Consider the following 24,578-nt stretch of genomic DNA (forward strand, 5'->3'; position numbering starts at 1 on the left):
TGATTTAGATGGTACATTGATCGATAGCGTACCCGATATCCACCATAACATTAATATTTTGCTACAAGAAGAAGGGCTTTCCAAGCTGACTTTGGATCAGACAACCAGCTTTGTTGGAAATGGTTCTAAAAAACTCGTAGAACGTGCTTTTTCATATTTCAATAACTGCCCCGATAACGAAGCCGATTTAGACATGCTAACCTCACGTTTTATCAAACATTATATGAAAAATTTAACTGATAACACGACAATTTACCCGCATGTTGCTGATGTATTAAAAGAGCTCAGCCACAAAGGACATACTTTATCTATTTGTACGAATAAGCCGCTGGAACCTACGATAGCTATTCTTAAAGATTTAAAACTACTTTCATTTTTTAAAATCGTTACAGGTGGCGATAGTTATGCAGAAAAGAAACCTCATCCTGAACCACTTCTTAAAACGATTGAACAAGTCAATATCCCAAAAAATAAATGTATTATGATTGGGGACAGCATTTATGATATAAAAGCTGGCAAAGCAGCAGGTGTTCATACTGTTTTGTTAACTTATGGGTATATGCATGGAAATATTGAAGATATAGACGCAAGTTACATCTGTCATAATTTTGACGAGCTAACACAACTTTTCTAGCTATCTTGACCTATTTCCAAGTCGGACGCGCCATTGTAAACAAGTCGCCTAATGCAGAAAAATCTTGATAACCCATTCGAGAAATTGGTGCCATTTTCCGGGCATCTACGAGGCCATCGACTAAAATTGATTCATCAATATGAATACCTACCACTTCTCCAAAGATAGCTAGGTTTGGACCATACTGTTCTTCTGATGGCAATGAGACTATCTGCGTTAACTTACATTCCAAATGTGCCGGGCTTGCCTCAACACGAGGTACCGATACTATTTGAGAATCAGCTTTCTCCAATTCAGCGAATTCAAACTCATCTGTGTCATGTGGTGCAGGCACTGAGGTTTTATTGAGCTGATCACGTAGATCATATGTAGCAATATTCACTACAAACTCACCAGTTTCTTGAATATTACGTACACTATCTTTTAAGCCACCTTGTTGATGATGCCCTGTTGAAGAAAACATAACTTGTGGGGGGAAATAAGCCACTGCATTAAAAAAAGAATAAGGGGCCAAATTCACTTTACCAAACCTACTTACCGAAGAAATCCAACCAATCGGACGTGGTGTAACAAGCGCATTAAACGGATTATGGGGTAAATTATGCCCATCTTTAGGCTGATAAAACATCGATTAACTCTCTACTGTTTAAATTTCACAAATAAAAACAGCAGTCTGTAAATCAGACCGCTGTTTAAATTGCGCTAATACGACTTACTCTTTTCAAGCAGCCATACGCTCGTTTTCAATTTTCTCTGCAATAGAGAGAATCTGATCACTCATATTTAAATTCAATTGTACCATTTGTGCCAACAAAGCAGTATCAGGTGACTGTCTCATGGCTTTCGATGCACGTAACATAAAATCTGCGATCATCTCCAACATGGCTTTTGATGCTGGTGATACGCTAGAGGCAAAATGTTTTGGTAAATAGTTAACAATCAAGCGCCAATAAAATACATTTGCGTCACCTAAAGCAGTCCAAGTTTCTGCATCCGTGCCATTTAAACGAACCTCTTCCAGCTTTTTTGCCAAGTCCAAAAATGGTTGTGCTAAATGATCCAGTGTTTCAATTGGATCGTTACTAACTTCCAATTCAGTTATATCAATATTTTTAATCATCTTCTCTCTTCCTTGTCATAAACATTCTGTTCAGGATTTACAGAATCCAAGTCCCGAAAGAGGCCAATGCATTAACTGTGCCAGTTTATAAAGGAAGTGCTAATTTAGAAAACTTACTTGAGACTCAAAATATTACAATTTTTATGGTGGCTGGGGTATTTATGACATAAGTATCGATCACATTTATGCGATTTATACTAAAATTTTATTTTTTTTATAAAAAAACAAATATACCACATCGAAAATTAAACTTGTTAAAGTCTTTTATTTTCAACGCGTTAGAACCTCACCCTCTCAACCCAACAAAGAACAACACTCATGCCTATAAGGAAATAATGTGAATCTTTTCGTTGACTTGCTGCTGCTCCATAGGCACTAATTCCATATACCTTTTTAAAAGAGGTAAAAAATGAGCTGTAAAAACAGCCGCCGGGAAGGGCTTGTTGCACCAGGATTTTCCCAAAAGCAGGGTAGTAATTATTTGCATGGATGGATCTTTTAAGGCCCAATTTATGTCTATCTTTTCTACAAAGCTCTTATGAAGGCGACTGCAGTTACAGTCCGACTTTTTAAAAAGTCTGCGGGTACCAACATCCGTGGACAATAACCAAAGCATAGGGGTAAAAACTTATGAAATTAAAAACACTTCTAGCTGCTAGCGCAGTTGTAGTAATGGGTAGCTCTATCGCAGGTGCTGCAACACTTGACGACGTTAAAGCTGCTGGCGCTATCAAATGTGGTGTATCACAGGGTCTTCCAGGCTTCTCTAACCCAGACGACCAAGGTAACTGGACAGGTTTGGACGTTGACGTATGTCGCGCTATGGCGGCAGCTGTATTCGGCGACGCAAGCAAAGTTGAATATGTTCCATTGTCTGCGAAAACACGTTTCACAGCGTTGCAGTCTGGTGAGATCGACGTATTGTCCCGTAACACAACATGGACATTCTCTCGCGACAACAACTTGGGCCTAGAATTCGTTGGTGTAAACTACTACGACGGTCAAGGCTTCATGGTTCGTAAGGACCTAGGTGTTAAATCTGCAACAGAATTGTCTGGTGCTGCTGTATGTACAAATACAGGTACAACAACAGAGTTGAACGTAGCTGACTACTTCCGCTCTCAAGGCATGGACTACACCGTTGTAGCTTTCGAAAAAGCTGACGAAGTTGTAGCTGCATATGACGCTGGTCGTTGCGATGTATACACAACAGACCGTTCTGGTTTGGCTGCACAACGTGTTAAATTATCCGACCCGGATGCACATGTTGTATTGCCAGAAATCATTTCCAAAGAGCCTCTAGGACCAGCTGTTCGTCATGGTGACAACCAGTGGGGTGACATTGCTCGTTGGACATTGAACGCTTTGATCAATGCTGAAGAATTGGGCATCACATCTGCAAATGTTGATGAAATGCGCAACTCTGACAACCCAGGCATCAAACGTATCATTGGTGCAGACAGTGAATTGGGCGCACAATTGGGCCTATCCTCTGACTGGGCTTATAACATTGTTAAGCAAGTTGGTAACTATGGTGAAGCTTACGAGCGTAACGTAGGTCCAAACACAAGCTTGAAACTTGAGCGTGGTGTAAACGAGTTGTGGTCTAAAGGTGGTATCCTTTACGCAGCTCCAATGCGCTAAGCATATAGGCTAAAGAACAAGGCGGCACCCCCCAAGCGGAATGCCGCCTTTTTCTTACCAATCATCCTTAGGACGCGTATTTTTTAATATCATGGCTTTTATGATATAATATTAATCCGAAATACGACCGTGGGGTTAAGGATGAGGGACTTTGATCCCACTCATAATAAAGAAAAGCACAATATGAGGATTAAGGGGTAATCTTATGACAACACCCAATGTGGCTGACCAACCAGCCAAAGCCTCCATGCTATATGACCCAAGGGTAAGATCCATGGCGTATCAAGGCCTCGCCTTGATAGCGATCATATGGTTTGGTTACTTCATCTGGGATAATGCCACTACAAATATGGAAAACCGTGGCATCAAAACCGGTTTCGATTTCTTATGGAATCGTGCTGGTTTCGACATTATCCAGACACCAGTAGAATACACACAGGATTCGTCTTATGGACGATCCTTCCTAGTTGGCCTGATCAATACGCTAATCGTAGCGGGCTTAGGGGTCATCGTAGCGACAATTTTAGGTTTCGTTATCGGCGTGGCACGCCTGTCTAACAACTATGTCATCAGAAAACTAGCTACAGTTTACATTGAGATCTTCCGTAACATTCCATTGTTATTGCAGATTTTCTTCTGGTATCACGCGGTTTTAAAACCATTACCTTCCCCACGCTCTTTATACGAAAAAGGTGAAGTCATCGCCTTTGGTATTAACAACCGTGGTGCATATTTACCTGAACCAATTTTCGGTGATTATTCCTTCCTAATCCTATTAGGTCTTATCGCTGCATTCTTGGGTTCCTACTTCTTGGGTAAATGGGCAAAGAAACGCCAAGAAATGACAGGTATGCCTTTCCCGGTTTTCTTATGCTCTTTTGGTATGATTATCGGCCTCCCATTCATCGGTTGGTTGATGGCAATGGTTTTGGCAAGCGAATCTGCACCTCTAACATTCAGTTATGCGGAAATGGCGGGCTTCCAGTTAAAAGGCGGCTTACCGATTATTCCTGAATTGGTTGCGTTGTTAATCGCGTTAGCTGTTTATACAGCGGCCTTTATTGCAGAAATCGTTCGTGCAGGTATTCAATCTGTAAGCCATGGACAAACTGAGGCGGCTCATGCTTTAGGTATTCGTAATGGTGTGACTTTACGCCTTGTGATCATCCCACAGGCTTTACGTGTGATTATTCCACCACTTACCAGTCAATATTTGAACCTGACAAAAAACAGTTCTTTGGCAACAGCGATCGCTTATCCTGATTTAGTATCAGTATTCGCAGGTACAGCCTTGAACCAGACAGGTCAGGCAGTGGAAATTATTTCCCTGACAATGGCAGTTTACCTATTGGTATCCTTGACCACATCCGTGTTCATGAACTGGTATAACTCTAAAATGTCTTTGGTGGAGAGGTAAGAACGATGTCAAAAGCTGTTGTTACAGACGAAAAACTTCCAGACCTTCCACCACCAAGTAATACGGTAGGTCCGGTTCACTGGGTTAAAGAAAACCTTTTATCCTCCCCAGGTAACATTGCACTTACTATCTTTGCGGCATGGCTCATCTATATGTTGGTTCCAGGTACACTAGACTGGACAATCATTAGTGCTGTTTGGGCAGGTGGTGCAGATGCATGTCGTGCAAACCCTGAAGCTGCATGTTGGCCATTTGTATGGACCAAATGGGAACAGTTTATTTACGGTTTCTATCCAGCAGAATCTCGCTGGCGCGTAGATTTTGCGATGCTGCTTTTGGTGGTTGGTATCGCTTATCTGATGATCGAAAAGACACCAGGTAAACGCTATATGGGTCTCTTCATGCTGGTAATCTATCCGATTATTGCTTGGATTTTACTATACGGTAGCGTGTTTGGTTTGGAAGAAGTGAAAACCAACAAATGGGGCGGTTTCAGCCTGACTTTGGTGATTGCTTTAACTGGTATTGTTTTCTCCTTGCCAATCGGTGTGGTCTTAGCCCTTGGTCGTAGATCTAACATGCCTGCAATTCGTAGTATCTGTGTAGTATTTATTGAATTCTGGCGTGGTGTACCGTTGATTTCAGTATTATTCATGTCTTCTGTGATGTTACCGCTCTTCTTACCTGAAGGTGTAAGCTTCAACGATCTGCTTCGTGCATTGATTGGTGTTGCACTCTTCTCCGCCGCTTATATGGCAGAAGTTGTACGTGGTGGTTTACAGGCTATTCCGAAAGGTCAATATGAAGGCGCAGACTCATTAGGTCTGAGCTATTGGCAAAAGATGCGTCTGATCATTCTTCCACAGGCATTGAAAATCGTAATTCCGGGCATTGTGAATACATTCATCGGCCTATTCAAAGATACAACACTGGTGTTGATTATCGGTCTTCTTGATTTGCTGGGTACAGTACAAGCCGGTATCGCAGATCCAAACTGGAGTATTAAATCTGTACCTTATACAGGTTACGCCTTTACTGCTCTGGTCTTCTTTATCTGCTGTTACGGTATGTCGCTATACAGCCGTAAGATCGAAGAAAAACTCCACACTGGTCATAAACGTTAAGGAAATGGGAGCAATCAAATGAGTGAAGCAGCCCAAAAAACAAGTCACATGACTGACGAAACAGTCATTAAAATTGCAAATATGAATAAATGGTATGGTGACTTTCACGTATTGAAAGACATCAATCTGGATGTAAAATCTGGTGAGCGTATCGTGATTTGTGGACCATCGGGTTCAGGTAAATCTACAATGATCCGTTGTATCAACCGTTTGGAAGAACATCAAAAAGGTTCCATCATTGTAGATGGTATCGAATTGACAAACGACTTGAAGCATATTGATGCTATCCGTCGTGAAGTTGGTATGTGTTTCCAGCACTTTAACCTCTTCCCACATCTCACAATCTTGGAAAACTGTATCTTGGCACCAATCTGGGTTCGTAAGACACCTCGTAAAGATGCCATTGAAACAGCAATGCATTTCCTAGAGCGTGTGAAGATTCCAGATCAAGCAAATAAATATCCTGGCCAACTTTCTGGTGGTCAGCAACAACGTGTTGCGATTGCTCGTTCTTTATGCATGGAACCACGTATCATGCTATTTGATGAGCCGACATCTGCTCTTGATCCAGAAATGATTTCTGAGGTGTTAGATGTGATGATCGACCTTGCAGATTCCGGTATGACAATGCTTTGCGTAACCCACGAAATGGGCTTCGCACGTAAAGTAGCTGACCGTGTAATTTTCATGGATGGTGGTCAAGTGATCGAACAAAACGAACCAGAAGAGTTCTTCACAAACCCACAATCAGAACGTACTAAATTGTTCTTAAGCCAGATTCTAAATCACTAGAATTTAGTATCAACGCTTATGACCTAAAGATTAAGGGCTGCCTCTTGGTGGCCCTTTTCTTTAGAGAATTAGAATAAACAGATAGTGAATTGACCATGTTAGGTTATTTCCTTAAAATCTATCATATTAAAGAATAACTATAATTCGAATTGGATTTGCTTCGTGTTTAAACGTTCCGTCTTATCCCTACTCCTGATTTTTGGCAGTTTTGTCGTGACAGCTTCTTCTAGTGCAAATAATGAAGAAAAGCTAAAATTCTTCAGGATTGGTGCAGGTCCAACTTCAGAAACTTTATATGCACTAGGTACTGCAATCTCAGCAAGTATAAGCCGCCCGCCAGGCACTTTACCCTGTGACCAACTAGGAGGAGTTTGCGGTGTACCCGGCTTGATCGCAGTTGCCCAATCTAAAAGCGGTTCTATCGAGAATCTTGAAGATTTACGATTTGGTGAAGTTGATTCAGCTCTTGTACGTTCCGATGTAGCCAATCAAGCATTTAAAGGAATTGGCCCTTTCATCCATGTCGGTGAAAATGAAAATCTACGGGCTATAGCAAATATGTCCACTGTTTCAGCACATATTGTTGTCCGCGCGGATTCCGATATTTTCACTGTGAAGGATCTACACAGTAAAACAGTTTCCATTGGCGCAAAAGGTTCTGGTACTCTGCTTTTTGTACGCTCTCTTCTTCAGGCCCATGACATGGATATGTATAACATACGTTATCGTGAAATGTTTCCGGGTGCTGCGGCAGATGCGCTTTTAAATGAAACTATAGACGTTGCTGTAATAATTGGCGCAGCGCCAATTCCAGCAATAGAATCTTTAGCCCAAAATATAGACTTAAGATTTATACCTATTGAAGGACAAGGCCGCGAAAATCTGAAACGTATCTATGCCCATCTTCATGATGCAAAAATAGAACAAACAGCTTATGATCAAGATGCTGCCATTCCTACGGTTGCTATCTGGGTTCAATGGATTGTAAATGTAACTGCAGATATGGAATTGATCGAAGATATAACGCAGGCTTTATGGCAGAGTGAAACAGAAGAATTCTTTGTACGCAACAATCCCGAGCATGAATTCCCAAAACAGGAAGATTCCCTGCCTAACGGATTAATTCCGACACATCCCGGGGCAGAAAATTATTACAAATCTGCAGGCCTTATGTAACCATCCCTAAAACAGATCCATTTGAGGCCTCTCTGCCATCTCAGCTTCCAGTTCTATTGGTTCTATTAAATGTGCCCCTTCGCCTCGATAGCTATTTACCTGCCGTGAAACAGGATAGCTTTCCATCTGCCTCATACCATAATACGGCTTGATCAGACGGTGAGCTTGATCCGTAGCCCCATAAAACCAGCCATCAAAATCTTTTTCATCTAGAATGACTGGCATACGATGATGCACAAGCCCTACGTAATCATTCGCCGGAACAGTGACAATTGAACAAGTCTCGACATCTGATCCATCCGCCCCTAACCAATGTTCCCAAATGCCGGCTAGGGCAATAGGTTCTCTATCTTCCATAGTCAAATAATAGGGTTGTTTGACCTCAACTTGCCCCTGCCCGGCAATCAACCGTTTTGACCATTCGTAATATCCATCAACAGGAATAATACAACGACGACGTTTAAAAGGTGTTTTGAATGAAGGCTTTTCCGATATTGTTTCTCCGCGTGCATTTATCATCTTGGCCGCATTATCTGGTGTCTTGGCCCAGCTGGGAATCAGCCCCCAACGCAAATAACATGCATTCAAAGGTCCTTCATTTATGCGATCAATCAACTCTCCATGACCGGGGCGCACAGCAACAATCGCCTGTGTTGGCGCAATATTAAAACGAGCCGGTACATTTGGTGCCTGCGGAAAGCCAAAAAGCTTCCGAAGAGCATCTATAGGGGATAGTAGTGCAAATCGACCACACATATAGTAGTTCACCTCAAAATCTAGTAGGGAGATTCTACTCTAATTTCACTGATTCTGTCCAAACAGAAGCACATGAATAAGAAAATTAAATATTCCGTTTTCGAAAGAAAGCCCATCCTCCTTGGTGTTGAAAAAAATCAAGTGAAATATGCATTAATTTTCAAAATGATTTTTTTGACAGAATGTGACTATAGCTATATCTTGTGACTATCGAAAATGAGAGCACGAAATATGGTGCTTACATTGGAGTTATCCACAGAAATTTCATCCACAGAATGTGGATAGGTCACAAGAATCAAAGCTGAATCAAGACCTTACAAGGAATATGACTGTGGAAAAAGCAGGGCATAGTCGAAGCAGAAGCATTTATTCGACAATAACTAGCTTCATTTCGCATGCCTGCGCACACAGAGATACAAAAGAATGAACAGGAAATGACCTGCTTTAGGGACAAAAGCAGTTAGTTTTCTTGAGACAAGACAGATTTAAGAATGTTGAGCGAGAACGCATAAAGCGCCCAACATTATAGGCAAGAGTGAGATAAGGGGTTAAAGACAGTGTCTGAAGGAATGCTAGATACATCTCGTGGGGGAAACACAGAGACACAAACTGATCTATTTGCTGAACTCGGTTTAGACGCAGCTAATCAGCACGATCCGTTATTGGCAAACGGAGAAGATAATCTAGATACAGAAACACGTGATCATGCTCAAAATGAGCGTGGCATCAACGTGCTTATGGATCGATCCCGTGACGCGCTATTAACTGAATTTGGTAAAGCGACCTTAGAAGATCGCTATTTAATGCCCGGTGAGAGTTATCAGGATATGTTTGCACGTGTTGCAATGTATTACGCTGATGATGATGCACATGCCCAACGTCTATACGACTATATCTCCAAATTATGGTTCATGCCGGCAACACCTGTTCTATCAAATGGCGGTACAAGTCGTGGTTTGCCTATTTCATGCTTCTTAAACGAAACACCAGATACGTTAAAAGGTATTATGGATCTATGGACCGAGAATGTATGGCTTGCAGCACGCGGGGGCGGCATCGGTTCTTATTGGGGTAATCTGCGCTCCATCGGTGAGAAAGTTGGCCAATCAGGCAAAACATCCGGTGTAGTCCCGTTCATTCGTGTTATGGATTCACTTACCCTTGCAATTTCTCAAGGTAGCTTGCGTCGCGGTTCTGCTGCGGTTTATTTACCGGTATGGCATCCTGAGATCGAAGAATTTGTTGAAATTCGCCGTCCGACAGGTGGGGATCCAAACCGTAAAGCATTGAACTTACATCACGGTATTCTTCTAACCGATGACTTCATGCGTGCCGTTGAACATGATGAAGAATGGGCACTTACAAGTCCTAAAGATGGGTCAGTTGTTCGTAAAGTTGGTGCGCGTGATCTATGGATTCGTATTCTTCAGGCACGTATTGAAACAGGCGAACCATATTGTATCTATATCGATCATGTGAACCGTAACATTCCAGAACATCAAAAATTGATGGGCCTTCAGGTTAAGACATCCAACCTTTGTGCTGAAATCACACTGCCGACTGGCTTGGATAAAGATGGCCATGACCGTACGGCTGTTTGCTGCCTTTCTTCTCTAAACTTGGAAAAATACAAGGAATGGGAAAAAGAAGAGATGTTCATCGAAGACGTTATGCGTTTTCTTGATAATGTTCTTCAAGACTTCATCGATAAAGCACCAGACGAATTTGCCCGTGCGAAATATTCCGCAATGCGCGAACGTTCTGTTGGCCTAGGTGTAATGGGGTATCATTCCTTCTTACAGGCAAATGGTATTCCTATGGAAGGCGTTATGGCAAAGGTATGGAACAATAAAATGTTCAAACATATCCGTGCTGGCGCAGATGATGCTTCCAAGAAATTAGCTGAAGAGAAAGGCGCATGCCCGGATGCAGCTGAATTCGGCATTATGGAACGCTTCTCCAATAAAATGGCGATTGCACCAACAGCGTCTATTTCAATTATTTGTGGCGGTGCGAGCCCTGGTATCGAACCTATTGCAGCGAATAGCTACACACATAAAACTTTGTCCGGCTCCTTTAACGTAAGAAACCGACATCTTAAAGAATTGTTGGCAGAAAAAGGGCAAGATAATGATGATGTTTGGTCTTCCATCTCGGTGAATGAGGGGTCTGTACAACATCTCGAATTCTTATCTGATGAAGAAAAAGACGTATTCAAGACTGCATTTGAAATTGATCAACGTTGGTTAATTGATCATGCAGCTGATCGCGCGCCACATATTTGCCAAGCACAGTCCTTAAACCTCTTCTTGCCTGCTGATGTACATAAACGTGAGCTACACCAGCTACATTTCCAAGCATGGAAAAAAGGCGTTAAGAGCTTGTATTATTGTCGCTCTAAATCTATCCAGCGTGCAGAAGCTGGTATAGAACATGATGTCAAAATCGCCACAGCAGCACCGGCTCCAAGCGGTGGTAACAGTGGCGATTATGAAGAATGTCTGGCCTGTCAGTGATCCTGAAACGATATCGTACTTGGGTAAGGGGCGATATCATAGCTGACAAGGTTGGGTGTCTATGGGGATAGGCAAGTAAAGCGCAGTGTCTTAGGACACTGCGTTTCCCCCGCCCTCCTTCCTCCATCTCCCGGCATAAAGGCTTCTGGCAAATTAAGAACGACTGTTATACATAGTCTTTAAAAGTAAAATTTTGATCTAGGTGAATGAACCATGTCTCTTTTGGATGCTCGTCCTGTATATAAACCTTTCAACTACCCTTGGGCGTATGATGCCTGGTTGACACAGCAACGCATTCATTGGTTGCCAGAAGAAGTTCCTTTGGCCGACGACGTAAAAGATTGGCACAAAACGCTCACAGAGGCAGAGCGTAACCTTCTAACACAGATTTTCCGTTTCTTCACACAAGCTGACGTTGAAGTAAATAACTGTTACATGCGTCACTATTCACGCATCTTTAAGCCAACAGAAGTACAAATGATGCTGTCTGCGTTTTCCAATATGGAAACAGTACATATTGCAGCATATAGTCACCTTCTCGACACTATTGGTATTCCTGAAACAGAATATGAAGCCTTCCTTAAATATAAAGAGATGAAGGATAAATATGATTATATGCAAGAATGGGGCGTAGACACCAAGGCTGATATTGCTAAAACCATGGCTGTATTTGGAGCTTTTACCGAAGGTTTACAGCTTTTTGCTTCCTTCGCCATGCTTATGAATTTCCCTCGCTTCAATAAGATGAAGGGTATGGGACAAATCGTAACTTGGTCTGTGCGAGATGAATCTCTACATACAGTTTCTGTTATCAAGCTATTTAAAACATTCTTACAAGAAAATCCCGAAGTCTGGACAGAAGAACTTCAAAACGACCTCTATACTGCTTGTAAAACTATTGTACATCATGAGGATGCCTTCATTGATCTCGCCTTTGAAATGGGACCAATCGAAGGTCTAAGCGCTCAGGAAGTTAAAGACTATATCCGCTATATTGCGGACCGCCGTCTAACTCAGCTAGGGCTTGAGCCAATCTATAATCAAGAGAATAATCCTTTACGTTGGATGGACGAAATTCTCAATGGTGTAGAACATGCTAACTTTTTTGAGAATCGTGCTACAGAATATTCCAAAGCATCTACACAAGGGACTTGGGAAGAAGCCTTTATGTAGGAAGATAACTAGCAGAGCAGACGCATTTAGAGCGTTATTTAAAAGGGGATAGATCACATGACAGGGAATCTGATCTTGCTCACAGGAGAAGTTGAAGCACAACATTTTTCAACTTTGCTAAAAACCTATCAGCCGGATTTAAACATCCTTCAGGCTGCAACCAAAGAAGAGTTGCGGGATGTTGTAGATGGATTATCTGATGAAGAGTTATCCCATACCCGCCTTGTTGCTTTTTGCATCAATGTGATTGTCCCTCGTGACATCTTAAAAAAGTTGCCGGGACCTTCTTATAACTTTCATCCAGGGCCACCTGCTTATCCTGGGTCCCACTCTGCTATTTTCGCCTATCATGATCGTGCTTATGATTACGGCGTTACTTTTCATGAAATGACCGAAAAGGTCGATGAAGGCGATATTATTTCCATTCAAAACTTCGGCATTGCCAGTTGCGATAATCCTGCAGAGATCGAGGTTCGTGCATTTACTAATCTTGCTAAATTATTTGATGAAATGGCAGAAGATATTGCCGATGTATCAACACCCATTAAACGACGTACAAGTGCTGAATGGACAGGGGAAAAACGTGGGGAAGAAGAAGCACGGGCTCTAGTTGAGGATATCTCAACATAGAAACATTTGTTTTTATTTGACTTCATTTAAAGTCAGGGAGTTGATATGCCGAGATATGATCCGGAAATCACACGTAGAAAAATTCTTTTCGCTATGGGTCTTATTCCTGCAAGTATCACTCTTGGTTCAAGCAAAAATAGTTGGGCATTGACAAGTCAGGTCAATATTTCTTCTGATAATTCGTATCGTTACATCGAATCAAACGGTATACCAGATCATAATACGGGATCTTTTCCTAACAGAGGAAACCCAAACCACATATCGGAACAAAAACATAAGTTCCGGGTTAAAATTAACCCTCAAAAAGCATCCAAACCGATAAAACTTGGTATGGGGCCATTTGGTGTTGCCATAAATGGAGTACCATTCGAGCCATTTGCGGCGGAATTCTGGAATCGAGATCGAAATTCTGGCTGGCAATATGAGGCAATGACGGGCTTTATTAACTTAGGTCTTGATAAGAATAATGCCCATGTGCAGCCAAATGGCAGTTATCATTACCATGGAATTCCCACTGGTTTAATCAAAAGCTGGTCCCCCAATAGTCATTCTCCCGTTTTGGGATATGCCGCTGATGGATTTCCAATATACGGCCTCTTAGGAACATCAAATAGTGATGGATCTGGACCAATAAAAGAACTCACGTCAAGCTGGCGGCTGAAGACTGGTGCCCGACCAAAAAATACAAGCAGCCCGGGAGGCAAATATGATGGACGTTTTGTAGAGGATTTTGAGTTCATTAAAGGGCTTGGGGATCTAGATGAGTTAAATGGTAAATTTACCATTACTCCTGACTACCCCGAAGGTACTTATGCTTATTTTCTAACGACGAACTATCCCTATATTCCTCGACTTTTTGCAGGAGAACCTGATCCTAGTTTTATTAGGCGCCCTAGAAAAGGTCATGACAGCAGACATAAGCGCCCCAAACGTGGGGAGACGCATCCGCCTCGGCATAAAAAACGCTTTTAGTTAAGGACCTAAATAAAGATTTTACCTTCAAGGAAGAGTTTCCCATAGCCGGACATGCGTACACGATCGTCTTCTAATACACAGTATAAATCACCACTTCTAGCGGATACTTGTCTTGCATGTAGTTCGTTTTTACCAAGCTTATCTGCCCAAAAGGGAATAATACTACAATGGGCTGAACCTGTTACAGGGTCTTCAGGAATACCATGCGCAGGTGCAAAATAACGCGAAGCACAATCACTTTGAATACCTTTTGCAGTGACAATTAAACCATCACCTTCTAAGCCTGCAATATAATCCATATCAGGTTGAAAATTAATCACGGCTTGCTCATCTTCAAGTAATGCCAAATTTTTTAAAGCGCGATTGTAGGAAACAGGTTTCACACCAAGTTTTTCTTCAAAACCGTCAGGTAATGGAACTTCACTAACAGGGCGTGTCGGGAAGTTTAATTCAATCTTTTCACCATCACGTTTCACATATAATGGTCCTGCCATGCGGGTCTTAAGGCGAACTTCATCTGAGGCAAAACCAAGTTTATTCCAGATCACATAACAACTAGCCAATGTTGCATGGCCACATAACTCAACTTCAACAGCAGGTGTAAACCAACGAATTTCAAAATCAAACTCTTCATCTGATACTGGAATAAAAAATGCTGTTTCGGCCAGATTGTTTTCCATCGCAATATTTAACATCGCTTCATCTGATAACCATTGCTGCAAGGGAACAACCGCTGCGGGATTACCTCTGAATACCTCAGTGGTAAAAGCATCGACCTGATAGATGTCATATGAATTTGTCATTGTTTGTTATGGCCTTCTTGTAAAATACTTGCAAAAAGATCGGCATCAATATTGCCGCCAGATAATACAACACCAACCTGTTTTCCTTTCATCTTATCTTTCTCTTGCAGTAATGCCGCAAGTGGCGCCGCTGCGGCGCCTTCCGCAATATTATGTGTATGCGTATAATATGTGCGAACAGCAGTTTTGATTTCCTCATCATCTACCGTCACGATTCGCTCTGCGCCAGCAAGGATGATGGCAAGAGCAGAATCATCAGGGGTCCGGCATGCCATGCCATCAGCCAAAGTTTCGGCTTTGTTACTTAATACTTTTTCCCTAGCTGCAAAACTTAATGCATAGGCAGGCGCGCCTTCTGCAACAACCCCAACAATCTTGGTCTTTAATCCCAAAGCGTCGCGTGCAGAAATCATACCCGTAATACCGGATCCCATTCCAATCGGCACATAAACAGTATCTAAATCTGGTGCCGTTCTAAAGAATTCCAACGCATATGTTCCAACGCCTTGCATCAATAGCTCATGAAAGCTTGGCAGCATATGCAATCCTTCATCAGCTGCGCGAGAAGCAGCATATTCAGCCGATTCCTGAAAGTCTTTGCCATAAATTACAAGATCAGCTCCCTGTGCCTTCATGGCGGCGTTTTTTTCCAAGCTATTCCCTTCAGGTACAACGATTGTCGCGCTCATTCCTAGTCTTTTGGCGGATGTCGCAATACTCTGTCCATGATTACCACGTGTTGCAGTAATCACACCTTTATGCTTACCAACACAATTCTGCATATAAATCAGACCACCACGAATTTTAAACGCACCGATAGGTGTGTGGTTTTCATGCTTAACCCAGACCTCTGTTCCCACAGTTTCATTAATCAAAGGCCAGCTATAAGTTGGTGTTCCTTTAAATACAGCATGAACCTGATCCATCGCAGTTTCAAGCTGGTTCAATGTAGCAGTCTTTACAGTCATGATGATACCTGTTCGTTTTATTATATTTATAAAAAAGGCTGTCAAAGCTTGGGTTCTCTGACAGCCTTTCACCAAAGCATATAGGGGTTATCTTAGACCTTTCAACAATGTTGCACCATTCTTGAAAGAAATATCCCTATATCTTTATCGCCAAAAAGGTTTGTTGCATTCTTCTGCAACATCCCAATGCGATAAACCGACATCCTTCAACAAGTAATTAGGCAACTCTTTAAGTGCGCGTCGCTGCTGCCAGCGAGCAGCCGCAGCTGTTACCTTTGTCCATGTCTTTTCAGCAAAAGACGCGAGGGAAGTGTTGTTCCCGGACTTTGTTGAGCCGAATGTGAATTCTACATTCAAACCAAACATCCCGGGTATGATCCAAATTGTACGCATACAATATCTCCTTTAATAAATACCCGAACACTATTGATTTAGTGACAATGCATACAATAATTGACAAATTGTAACCGTCAATGTATAAATTGTCACCATGACAATACGACAACCAAGTTGGGCCCCCGACCTGAATCAGTTCAAAGGTCCGAAATATAAAGCCATTGCAGACGCCATGGCCGCAGATATCCTAAACGGAAAGCTATCAGCGGGTGATAAACTCCCCCCTCACAGAGAGCTTTCCTGGCATCTAGGTGTGACTGTAGGGACAATCACTCGTGCCTATCAGGAAGCAGAACGACAAGGTTTAGTTCTTGGTGAAGTAGGACGTGGTACCTTTATAACGGGTGAAACAAAGAGTAGTTCGACTCGTGGTAAGACAACGGACTTCCCGATTCCTTATAAAAATGCACCTGCACAGGATGACCCCAATGCACCCATACAATTGGATGTTGGATATCCACCACCTTGTGGTCAAGAGGAAGCTTTAATTCAGGCAATGCAAACAATTATGCAATCCCCTAACCTGACGCGTCTATTGTCTTATCAAGCAAGTGCTGGCATGCCCGAACAAAGAGAAGTCACAGCACAATGGGTTCAAAACCGCTTTCCACGCGCAACAAAGAAAAATATTGTCATTACCAATGGTGCTCAACATGCGGTATTTGCGGCTCTTTCTGCAGTTACAAACCCGGGTGATATTGTTGTCGTTGAAGAACTTAATCATGTAGGTATCAAAAGTATCGCGCGTAACCTGAATATAAAATTGCATGGTATCGCCTGCGATGACCAAGGGATGATCCCGGAAGCACTAGAACAATATTGTAAACATCACAGCGTTGCGGCCTTACAAACAGTATGTACCCCTAATAATCCGACAAATATCAGCATGACATTTGAACGCCGTAAAAGAATTGCTGAGATTTGTATCCAATATAATGTCATGATTGTGGAGGATGATATCTTCGCCTGTTTGTTGGAAGCCCCTCTCCCTCCATTAACAGATTTCGCCCCAAATCACGGAATTTACACATCCAGTATTTCAAAAATCCTCGCCCCAGGCCTAAGGGTGGGTTATGTAAGCGCACCGGAGAGATTAATTCCATCTATCGAAGCGGCGATTCGTGCGACATCAGGAATGGCCTCTCCACTCACAGTCGAGGTCTTCTGTGAATGGGTACGATCAGGCATAGCCAAAGACTTAGGAATACGCCTTCATACAGAAATGAAAGCCCGTCATGAAATATTCAAAAATAGATTTGATCCATTAGGTGCGAATTATCGATTACCCAAATGGGCACTCCATGCTTGGCTTGAAATTCCTGAACCTTACATGGCCGCGGATTTCGTCTTTTCAGCACAAAAACGCGGTGTACAAATTTCAACCAGTGGTGCATTTGTCATAGGTCGAGGTAACGTCCCTCAATATGTACGTGTTTGCCTAGGTGCCCCAAGACAACGTGATACCGTCACACAAGCCGTTGATATTTTAGCAGATTTATATGCCGAAGGTAGCGCAGGTACAGATCGCAGCTTCTATTAAATAAGAAGCTGCTTTTTAACTAAGCTTTGGAAATCGCCTCGATAATATTATCAACGACATTTTCAACCAACTGCCCATCATCCCCTTCCGCCATAACACGGATGAGAGGCTCTGTGCCTGATTTGCGAATTAATACACGCCCAGTCTCTCCTAACCGTGCCTCACCCGCTGTGATAACATCTTTAACGCTATCAACTTCAAGCGGCATCCCCTTTTCTTCGTTGAAGCGAATATTCTTTAGTAATTGTGGTACAGGATCGAAAACACGTCCAACCTCACTCATTGGTTTTTGAGCCTGAACCAGCACGGCCAATACTTGAAGAGCCGCCAGAATACCGTCACCGGTCGTTGCATGATCCCCAACAACAAGATGACCAGATTGCTCTCCTCCAAGATTACATCCATGGACACGCATATTTTCAACCACATAGCGATCACCCACAGGTGTGCGTAACATACCTATACCTTCTTTAGCCAAATAACGTTCAAGACCTAAATTAGACATCACGGTCGCAACTAACGGGCCTTTCAAAGCATCGCGTGTATGCAAAAACTTGGCAACGAGCCCCATGAGCTGATCCCCATCTAATACACGCCCCTTTTCATCACAGATAATGAGACGATCCGCATCACCGTCCAAAGCGACACCAAGATGCGCACCTTTATCAACAACCGTTTCACACATTTTTTGAGGTTTCGTTGCCCCACACATCGCGTTGATATTGGTACCATCAGGCTGTACTGAAATCGGAATAACTTCCGCACCTAATTCATAGAATACTGCAGGTGCAACTTTATAGGCAGCACCATTGGCACAATCTACAACAATACGTAAACCTTCTAAACTTAATCCAGCAGGGAAGCTCTTCTTCACAAACTCAATATAACGTCCCGGGGCATCATCAATCCTCTTGGCACGTCCAATCGACTTAGGATCTGCCAACCCTGAAATAGGAGCATCCATCAAAGCTTCGATTTCAAGTTCCGTCTCATCAGATAGTTTAAACCCATCCGGGCCAAATAACTTGATTCCATTATCTTCAAATGGATTATGAGAGGCCGAAATCATCACACCCAAATCACAACGCATAGATTGCGTCAGCATCGCGACAGCTGGCGTTGGCATCGGACCAACTTGATAAACATCCATCCCCATCGCGACAAAGCCTGAAACAAGGGCCGTTTCTAACATATAGCCAGAAAGTCGGGTATCTTTGCCAATAACTACTTTATGCCTGTGATCTCCACGCGTAAATTTTTTACCCGCAGCTAAAGCAAGTCGTAAAACCAAATCAGGTGTGACCGGATGAATATTAGCCGTACCACGAATGCCATCAGTACCAAAATATTTACGTGCCATGAGATCAACTCTCTTAAGTTTTATAATTGATTGTATTTTCGCTGCTTCGCCAAATTTCTTCAAGGGCGAAATATAAAGAAAGGGCCAGCCTTTAAATAGGCCAGCCCTCATCATTTAGATACAGATAGATAACTATTCTGCAGGATCAGGGGTCGCACCATCTGGCGTGTTTCCACCAGCAGGTTTAGAGGAAGAGGTTGTCGGTACAGAAGTATGAACTTTCTTCTCACCGCTATCTTGGTCATCATCTTCTGTCGCCTGACGAATTTTGTCACCCTTAATCAAGGCATCAACTTCGTCACGATCCAATGTTTCATACTCTAATAGGCCTTGAGCAATTGCTTCCAACTCATCTTGATTTTCAGTCAGAATACGAAGCGCTTCTGCTTCGCCTTCTTCCACAAAACGACGCACTTCCTCATCGATCAATTGCGCAGTAGCATCAGAAACATTTTTCTCTTGTGCCACAGAGTGACCGAGGAAAACTTCTTCTTGGTTTGAGCTGTAACGCAAGCGACCTAATTTGTCAGAGAACCCATATTCAGTCACCATGGAACGGGCAATCTTAGTTGCCTGCATGATATCATTGGAAGCACCGGTTGTGATATTCTCTTTACCAAAAATCATTTCCTCGGCAACACGGCCACCAAACATGGATGCCAACATTGCGCGAAGTTCGGTTTCAGATTGGCTCAGACGGTCACGTTCCGGCAACCACATAGTTACACCTAATGCACGACCACGAGGAATGATTGTCACCTTATGTAAAGGTTCATGACCTTTAGCATGTAGCATCACTACAGCATGGCCAGCTTCATGATAAGCTGTTAGCTTTTTCTCATCTTCAGTCATGACCATGGAACGGCGTTCCGCACCCATCATAACCTTATCTTTTGCGTCTTCAAATTCCTGCATGGAAACAACGCGACGATTACGACGAGCAGCTAATAAAGCAGCTTCATTCACCAAATTAGCCAAATCCGCACCAGAAAAACCCGGTGTACCACGTGCGATGATTTTTGCATCAACATCAGGTGCCAAGGGTGTTTTCTTCATGTGAACTTTAAGGATTTTTTCACGTCCCATAATATCTGGGTTAGGCACGACAACCTGACGATCAAAACGTCCTGGACGCAATAATGCAGGGTCCAATACGTCGGGACGGTTTGTAGCCGCAATAAGAATCACACCTTCATTAGCTTCGAAACCATCCATCTCAACCAATAACTGGTTCAACGTCTGTTCACGCTCATCATTACCGCCACCAAGGCCAGCACCACGATGACGACCAACAGCATCGATCTCATCAATAAAGATAATACATGGTGCGTTTTTCTTACCTTGTTCAAACATGTCACGAACACGGGAAGCACCTACACCAACAAACATCTCTACGAAGTCAGAACCGGAAATAGTAAAGAATGGAACATTAGCTTCGCCAGCGACTGCACGTGCTGTTAAAGTTTTACCAGTCCCTGGAGGACCTACAAGCAATACACCTTTGGGAATTTTGCCGCCAAGACGTTGGAATTTTTGCGGGTCACGCAAAAACTCAACAACTTCTTCAAGCTCGCCTTTGGCTTCTTCAATACCAGCGACATCCTCAAATGTAACACGGCCCATTTTTTCGTTAAGCAATTTGGCTTTTGATTTACCAAAACCCATGGCGCCTTTTCCGCCGCCTTGCATCTGACGCATGAAGAAAATCCATACACCAATTAACAACAACATTGGGAACCAGCTAATTAAAGCAGATAGCAAAAAGCTATCTCCCTCAGGAGGTACAGCATCTACACGCACACCAGCTTTTGTAAGACGATCCACAAGAGTATCATCACGAGGTGCGTAAGTTTTAAATGCTTCTCCATTTGATAAATGGCCTGTGATGTTTTGACCCGTTATGGTCACATCTGACACACCACCTTGTTCAACTTGCGCGATGAAGTCGGAATAAGCTGTTTGAGTACCAGTATTTTGGGACCCAGAACCTTGAAATACATTAAATAGAAAGACCATCAACAGAATGATGACGATCCAAAGAGCCATATTGCGTCCGAATAAATTCACGATCCAATGCCTTAATTATTTTCGCAATTATTATATCTTACGTCACATTATTGCATCTAGATGACATAAGACAGTTCCCCGAAACTTTGTTGTTGTTTTCATCATACAGGACGAAAACAGAATTTAAAAGCAAACCGGACCTCTTACATAGTGTCGGAAAGGGCAGTTGAAAAGGTGAAATCGTCAAATTGTGGCGGAATATTAAAATGAATCTTAAAATTTGACCAAATTTCATGATTTTCCATGTGATCTTCCTCAAACAACGGGAAAAGAGGATGCCAAAATCTCTCCCCTTTATAAAGAGCGGGAACACCATTTCGAATAAAAGCAGGATAGACACAATCTTTTTTTGTTTTCCCTCGTTCTATACACCAACTTTTCCATCCAGTTTCACCGACAGGTCGCACTGAAAAGCCACTAGGTAATTTATCAATTTTGAAACGCCCATCCCAGTCATTCATTGTCTTAGCATCGATCCTGGAAACTTCTCTTCCGATCCATAGAACATCACCACGCGAATGTAATTGTGCGCCGAAACAAGTGGCGCCATAATCGGTTTTAAACAGATTGCTATAAACCTGTTCAAGCATTGATAATTCGGGAGGATAAACTTGCCCGCCAGCCGATGAAATCATAAGAGATAATGCACGAAGCGCGATTGTTCTCGGTAAAGCTTTTAAACACGTTTTCTCAATTTTATAGCATCCAACGTCGTATATCTTCAGATGGTCATTTAAAGCCTGTTTCATTGCCCAATCAATTGCATCCTGTGCATCCGCCATAACTGTAGCTGTTTTTGTCAAGCGATCAGCAGTCAACCCAGCATCAGACAAAAGCGGCGAAAGTTTTCTAAATTTTACCCGGTCAAACTTCTCCAATTGATTGCTTGGATCTTCCACCCAATCAAGTTTTTCGTTTTGAAGATATTCTACAAGTTCTTCTTTCGAATGTGATAATAATGGACGAAATAAAGTGACCCCTTTGCGTCTCTCGACTTTCTTCATAGCAGATAGACCAGAAGGACCACTGCCTCGCGCTAAACGCAATAAAAACGTTTCAGCCTGATCGTCTTTATGATGCCCAAGACATAGATGATCCACGTTATGCTCAATGCACCAATTCAGCATTAAACTATATCTTAATTCACGCGCTTGACTTTGAATATTACTTCTAAATTTTGAATTATGATGGGTAAGAGTGATCGCTTTCACGCCCAGATTTTGAAGTCTTGATTGAACAATCTGAGCCTCTTTGGCGCTTTCTGCACGCAATCCATGATCAACGATCAAGGCAGTGAGATTGATTTCGTTATTCACACACCAATTATATAGTAGATGACATAAAGCCATACTGTCGGAGCCACCAGAACAAGCAACGGCAATTTCTTTAAGGTTTACAGGCTCCTTTAGAACCTGTGACATTAAATGTTGAAAACCTGCCTGGTCGAACTTGGACATATGAGATGCACAATTCCCGCTTATTGTGCAGGACAGTTTTGCGCCTCTTTTCGTTGTTGAGCTTTACGTAAAACTACTTGATTAGCATCTGAATGCTTAGTCAACAAAATATCATATGTAACACATGATTGATCAACTTCGCCTAATTGCGCAAGAGACATACCAAGTTTTAAGAGACTGTCAGGCGCTTTACGTCCCTGCTCGTCATGCTGATAAGTCGCAGCAAAACTGCTCATCGCGTCACCATATTGCTTACGAGCATAATGTGTCTCACCTAACCAATACATAGCGTTTCCAACAAGTGCATGATCCGGATAATGATCAATGAAACCTTTCATCGCACGTTCTGCACTATCCCAATCATGTTTTTGAAGCAAACCATAGGCTGCTTTATACTCTGCTTCTGGTGTGTCAAAACGTGGTTTTACAGAGATAACACCCGGTCCTGTTGTTTCAGGTAAGTTTTCCGTAGTTGTAATAGAACTACCCGCCGTTTGAGAAGAATTGGCAATAGCCCCACCTTGCTGTGTGGACGTATTGTTTTGGAAATCCTGAAGTTGTTGTTCAGATAAAGTGCCTAATACCCCCTCCTGATTGGAGATTGCAGGAGATGTTGTAGTTGTTGTACCAGCAGAAGAAACAACTGTTGTCGCTTGACCGGCTTCCGCAGGATTATTAGCAGTCGCAACTGCCGCCGCTGTACCTGCTGCGATCGGCGTGCCGTTTTCAAGTGCTGTTAATCTAAAATCAATATCTTCAATTAATTTATCAAGTCGGTTCTCAATACGACGTGCGCGATTATCAAGCACCTCATATTGGCCTGTTAAGTCACGTAAGGACTCTTCCAATTCCAAAATTTTTGCCTGAACCTGACTAACCTGAGCTTTGCTTGGACTATCGCCACCAGTTAACAGATCAACTCGCTCAGGATCTTGTCCCTTATAGACTTTAAGCTGCAGGTCTTTAATTGCTTGACGCAAACTATTCATCTGATTTTGCATTGCAGCGATTTCATTGGATTGCGCAGCAACAGGTTGAGCGATAACCACGCCACCGGCTAGAATCATCGCCATCGCCCCAAATTTTAGCCCAGAGGTAAACTTAGCAAAAATCGGTTTTGTCATTCTATCTTTCCCAATCAGATGAAAAATACAGCTATAAATACTGAATATTGTATCTTATTAGCAATACAATACGGCAAGAAAAAGGCTTTTCCTTCTTCTCGACCGATATTTTGCAAAAGAAAAAGGCGGACAAAAGCCCGCCTCATTCTAAACTTGCATATCCTAAAATATTAGGAATTCGCACCACCAACGATACGAGAAACACCGCGACGGTTTTGCGCCCATGCTTCTTTGTTGGAACCTTCAACAGCAGGACGTTCCTTACCGTAAGAAATTGTGGAGATACGATCAGCCGCTACACCCAAGCTCATCAAGTATTCTTTCACAGAGTTTGCACGACGCTCACCCAAAGCCAAGTTATATTCGCGTGTACCGCGCTCATCACAATGACCTTCAACTTGGATCATAACTTGTGGATATTGCAACAACCATGCAGCTTGTTTCGCTAGCGCGGATTGCGCATCAGAAGACAAATCAGAACGGTCATAGTTGAAGAATACACGATCACCAACATTTACGATAAAGTCGTTTTCAGAACCACCAGGAATTTCACTAACGGATGTACCACCAGTGTTACCGCTGTCTGTGGTTGCTGTACCACCAGATGTACCGCCTGTGTTACCACCTGCTGATTCTTCCGGAGCTGTTTCACAAGCAGCTACAAGAACCAATGCAGCGAGCAAACTTAGAATTTTAAAGCGCATAAGAGCATCCCCTAAATGCAAAGCCAAACCAATGACTTAGTTATTGTTTAATTGCAGGCTTATTCCTGCGATCTGATACTAATTTCATCTATGAATTCCCCCATAGGAAATCAAGATTGAGCCAAAAGCACCAAGAAAAACCTTCTCTAATATGTAATTAAGCATGGTATTTCAATTATTTCAACCATTCTTAATATCTTTT

Annotated in this window: 22 protein-coding genes; 11 read left to right on the forward strand and 11 right to left on the reverse strand. The window is 42.5% G+C overall.

The genetic code is table 11. The features are described from left to right. A partial coding sequence (gene gph / locus E1160_RS07360; RefSeq protein WP_155154488.1) for a phosphoglycolate phosphatase occupies positions 1-634 on the forward strand: 634 nt, incomplete at its 5' end. Positions 635-644: 10 nt separating this feature from the next. Here gph and E1160_RS07365 read toward each other — a convergent pair. Together E1160_RS07365 and E1160_RS07370 are read right to left on the reverse strand one after the other, a co-directional pair. Further along, positions 645-1,262: a flavin reductase family protein gene (locus E1160_RS07365; RefSeq protein ID WP_155154490.1), complete on the reverse strand. Its 618-nt coding sequence runs from the start codon at positions 1,260-1,262 to the stop codon at positions 645-647. 93 nt (positions 1,263-1,355) lie between these two features. After that, the gene (locus E1160_RS07370; protein ID WP_155154492.1) at positions 1,356-1,754 is read right to left on the reverse strand and encodes a hypothetical protein; all 399 of its coding nucleotides are present in this window, start codon (positions 1,752-1,754) and stop codon (positions 1,356-1,358) included. Positions 1,755-2,384: 630 nt separating this feature from the next. Between E1160_RS07370 and E1160_RS07375 the strand changes: the two genes are divergently transcribed. The 5 genes from E1160_RS07375 to E1160_RS07395 all read left to right on the forward strand — a co-directional run bounded on the left by E1160_RS07375 (position 2,385) and on the right by E1160_RS07395 (position 7,907). Beyond that, a complete protein-coding gene (locus tag E1160_RS07375; protein ID WP_155154494.1) occupies positions 2,385-3,398 on the forward strand; it encodes an amino acid ABC transporter substrate-binding protein in 1,014 nt (337 codons plus the stop codon). 205 nt (positions 3,399-3,603) lie between these two features. After that, a complete protein-coding gene (locus E1160_RS07380; RefSeq protein WP_155154496.1) occupies positions 3,604-4,815 on the forward strand; it encodes an amino acid ABC transporter permease in 1,212 nt (403 codons plus the stop codon). Positions 4,816-4,820: 5 nt separating this feature from the next. Continuing rightward, positions 4,821-5,939: an amino acid ABC transporter permease gene (locus E1160_RS07385; protein WP_155154498.1), complete on the forward strand. Its 1,119-nt coding sequence runs from the start codon at positions 4,821-4,823 to the stop codon at positions 5,937-5,939. An 18-nt stretch (positions 5,940-5,957) separates the two neighbouring features. Beyond that, entirely contained in the window at positions 5,958-6,731 is a 774-nt protein-coding gene (locus E1160_RS07390) for an amino acid ABC transporter ATP-binding protein (protein WP_155154500.1), read from the forward strand. Positions 6,732-6,893: 162 nt separating this feature from the next. Then, positions 6,894-7,907, forward strand: a complete 1,014-nt coding sequence (locus E1160_RS07395) for a TAXI family TRAP transporter solute-binding subunit (RefSeq protein WP_155154502.1) — start codon at positions 6,894-6,896, stop codon at positions 7,905-7,907. Between the two features lie 6 nt (positions 7,908-7,913). On the opposite strand, the gene E1160_RS07400 is transcribed toward E1160_RS07395, so the two are convergent. Continuing rightward, positions 7,914-8,663: an SOS response-associated peptidase gene (locus E1160_RS07400; RefSeq protein WP_155154504.1), complete on the reverse strand. Its 750-nt coding sequence runs from the start codon at positions 8,661-8,663 to the stop codon at positions 7,914-7,916. A 737-nt stretch (positions 8,664-9,400) separates the two neighbouring features. Between E1160_RS07400 and E1160_RS07405 the strand changes: the two genes are divergently transcribed. From E1160_RS07405 to E1160_RS07420, 4 genes are all read left to right on the forward strand, one after another. Then, positions 9,401-11,179, forward strand: coding sequence for a ribonucleoside-diphosphate reductase subunit alpha (locus E1160_RS07405; RefSeq protein ID WP_235914073.1), 1,779 nt, complete (start codon positions 9,401-9,403; stop codon positions 11,177-11,179). 213 nt (positions 11,180-11,392) lie between these two features. Continuing rightward, on the forward strand, positions 11,393-12,352 hold the full coding sequence (locus E1160_RS07410) for a ribonucleotide-diphosphate reductase subunit beta (RefSeq protein ID WP_155154506.1): 960 nt from the start codon (positions 11,393-11,395) through the stop codon (positions 12,350-12,352). Between the two features lie 57 nt (positions 12,353-12,409). Then, a complete protein-coding gene (locus tag E1160_RS07415; protein ID WP_155154508.1) occupies positions 12,410-12,982 on the forward strand; it encodes a formyltransferase family protein in 573 nt (190 codons plus the stop codon). Between the two features lie 45 nt (positions 12,983-13,027). Next, a complete protein-coding gene (locus E1160_RS07420) occupies positions 13,028-13,954 on the forward strand; it encodes a YHYH protein (protein ID WP_155154509.1) in 927 nt (308 codons plus the stop codon). Positions 13,955-13,962: 8 nt separating this feature from the next. Here the strand turns inward: E1160_RS07420 and E1160_RS07425 are convergent, their stop codons facing one another. The 3 genes from E1160_RS07425 to E1160_RS07435 form a co-directional block, all read right to left on the reverse strand. After that, a complete protein-coding gene (locus E1160_RS07425) occupies positions 13,963-14,760 on the reverse strand; it encodes a PhzF family phenazine biosynthesis protein (RefSeq protein WP_155154510.1) in 798 nt (265 codons plus the stop codon). Continuing rightward, complete coding sequence (locus E1160_RS07430; protein ID WP_155154511.1) at positions 14,757-15,728, reverse strand: threonine dehydratase; 972 nt, start codon at positions 15,726-15,728, stop codon at positions 14,757-14,759. Before E1160_RS07430 ends, E1160_RS07425 begins: the two co-directional genes overlap by 4 nt. A 144-nt stretch (positions 15,729-15,872) precedes the next feature. Then, positions 15,873-16,121 (reverse strand): DUF1127 domain-containing protein, encoded by a 249-nt coding sequence (locus tag E1160_RS07435; RefSeq protein ID WP_218048769.1) that lies wholly within the window; start codon positions 16,119-16,121, stop codon positions 15,873-15,875. A 97-nt stretch (positions 16,122-16,218) separates the two neighbouring features. Between E1160_RS07435 and E1160_RS07440 the strand changes: the two genes are divergently transcribed. Then, the gene (locus tag E1160_RS07440; RefSeq protein WP_155154512.1) at positions 16,219-17,664 is read left to right on the forward strand and encodes an aminotransferase-like domain-containing protein; all 1,446 of its coding nucleotides are present in this window, start codon (positions 16,219-16,221) and stop codon (positions 17,662-17,664) included. 19 nt (positions 17,665-17,683) lie between these two features. On the opposite strand, the gene glmM is transcribed toward E1160_RS07440, so the two are convergent. The 5 genes from glmM to pal form a co-directional block, all read right to left on the reverse strand. Next, positions 17,684-19,024, reverse strand: a complete 1,341-nt coding sequence (gene glmM, locus E1160_RS07445) for a phosphoglucosamine mutase (protein WP_155154513.1) — start codon at positions 19,022-19,024, stop codon at positions 17,684-17,686. Positions 19,025-19,156: 132 nt separating this feature from the next. Continuing rightward, entirely contained in the window at positions 19,157-21,091 is a 1,935-nt protein-coding gene (gene ftsH, locus E1160_RS07450) for an ATP-dependent zinc metalloprotease FtsH (protein ID WP_328597134.1), read from the reverse strand. A 143-nt stretch (positions 21,092-21,234) separates the two neighbouring features. Then, positions 21,235-22,548, reverse strand: a complete 1,314-nt coding sequence (gene tilS, locus E1160_RS07455) for a tRNA lysidine(34) synthetase TilS (protein WP_155154514.1) — start codon at positions 22,546-22,548, stop codon at positions 21,235-21,237. A gap of 20 nt (positions 22,549-22,568) precedes the next feature. Then, the gene (gene ybgF, locus E1160_RS07460) at positions 22,569-23,672 is read right to left on the reverse strand and encodes a tol-pal system protein YbgF (RefSeq protein WP_155154515.1); all 1,104 of its coding nucleotides are present in this window, start codon (positions 23,670-23,672) and stop codon (positions 22,569-22,571) included. Between the two features lie 170 nt (positions 23,673-23,842). After that, positions 23,843-24,376 (reverse strand): peptidoglycan-associated lipoprotein Pal, encoded by a 534-nt coding sequence (pal, locus tag E1160_RS07465; RefSeq protein ID WP_155154516.1) that lies wholly within the window; start codon positions 24,374-24,376, stop codon positions 23,843-23,845. Between the last annotated feature and the right edge of the window lie 202 nt (positions 24,377-24,578).

It is taken from the genome of Curvivirga aplysinae (genome assembly GCF_009711445.1).
Taxonomy (GTDB): Bacteria; Pseudomonadota; Alphaproteobacteria; order UBA8366; family Aestuariispiraceae; genus Curvivirga; species Curvivirga aplysinae.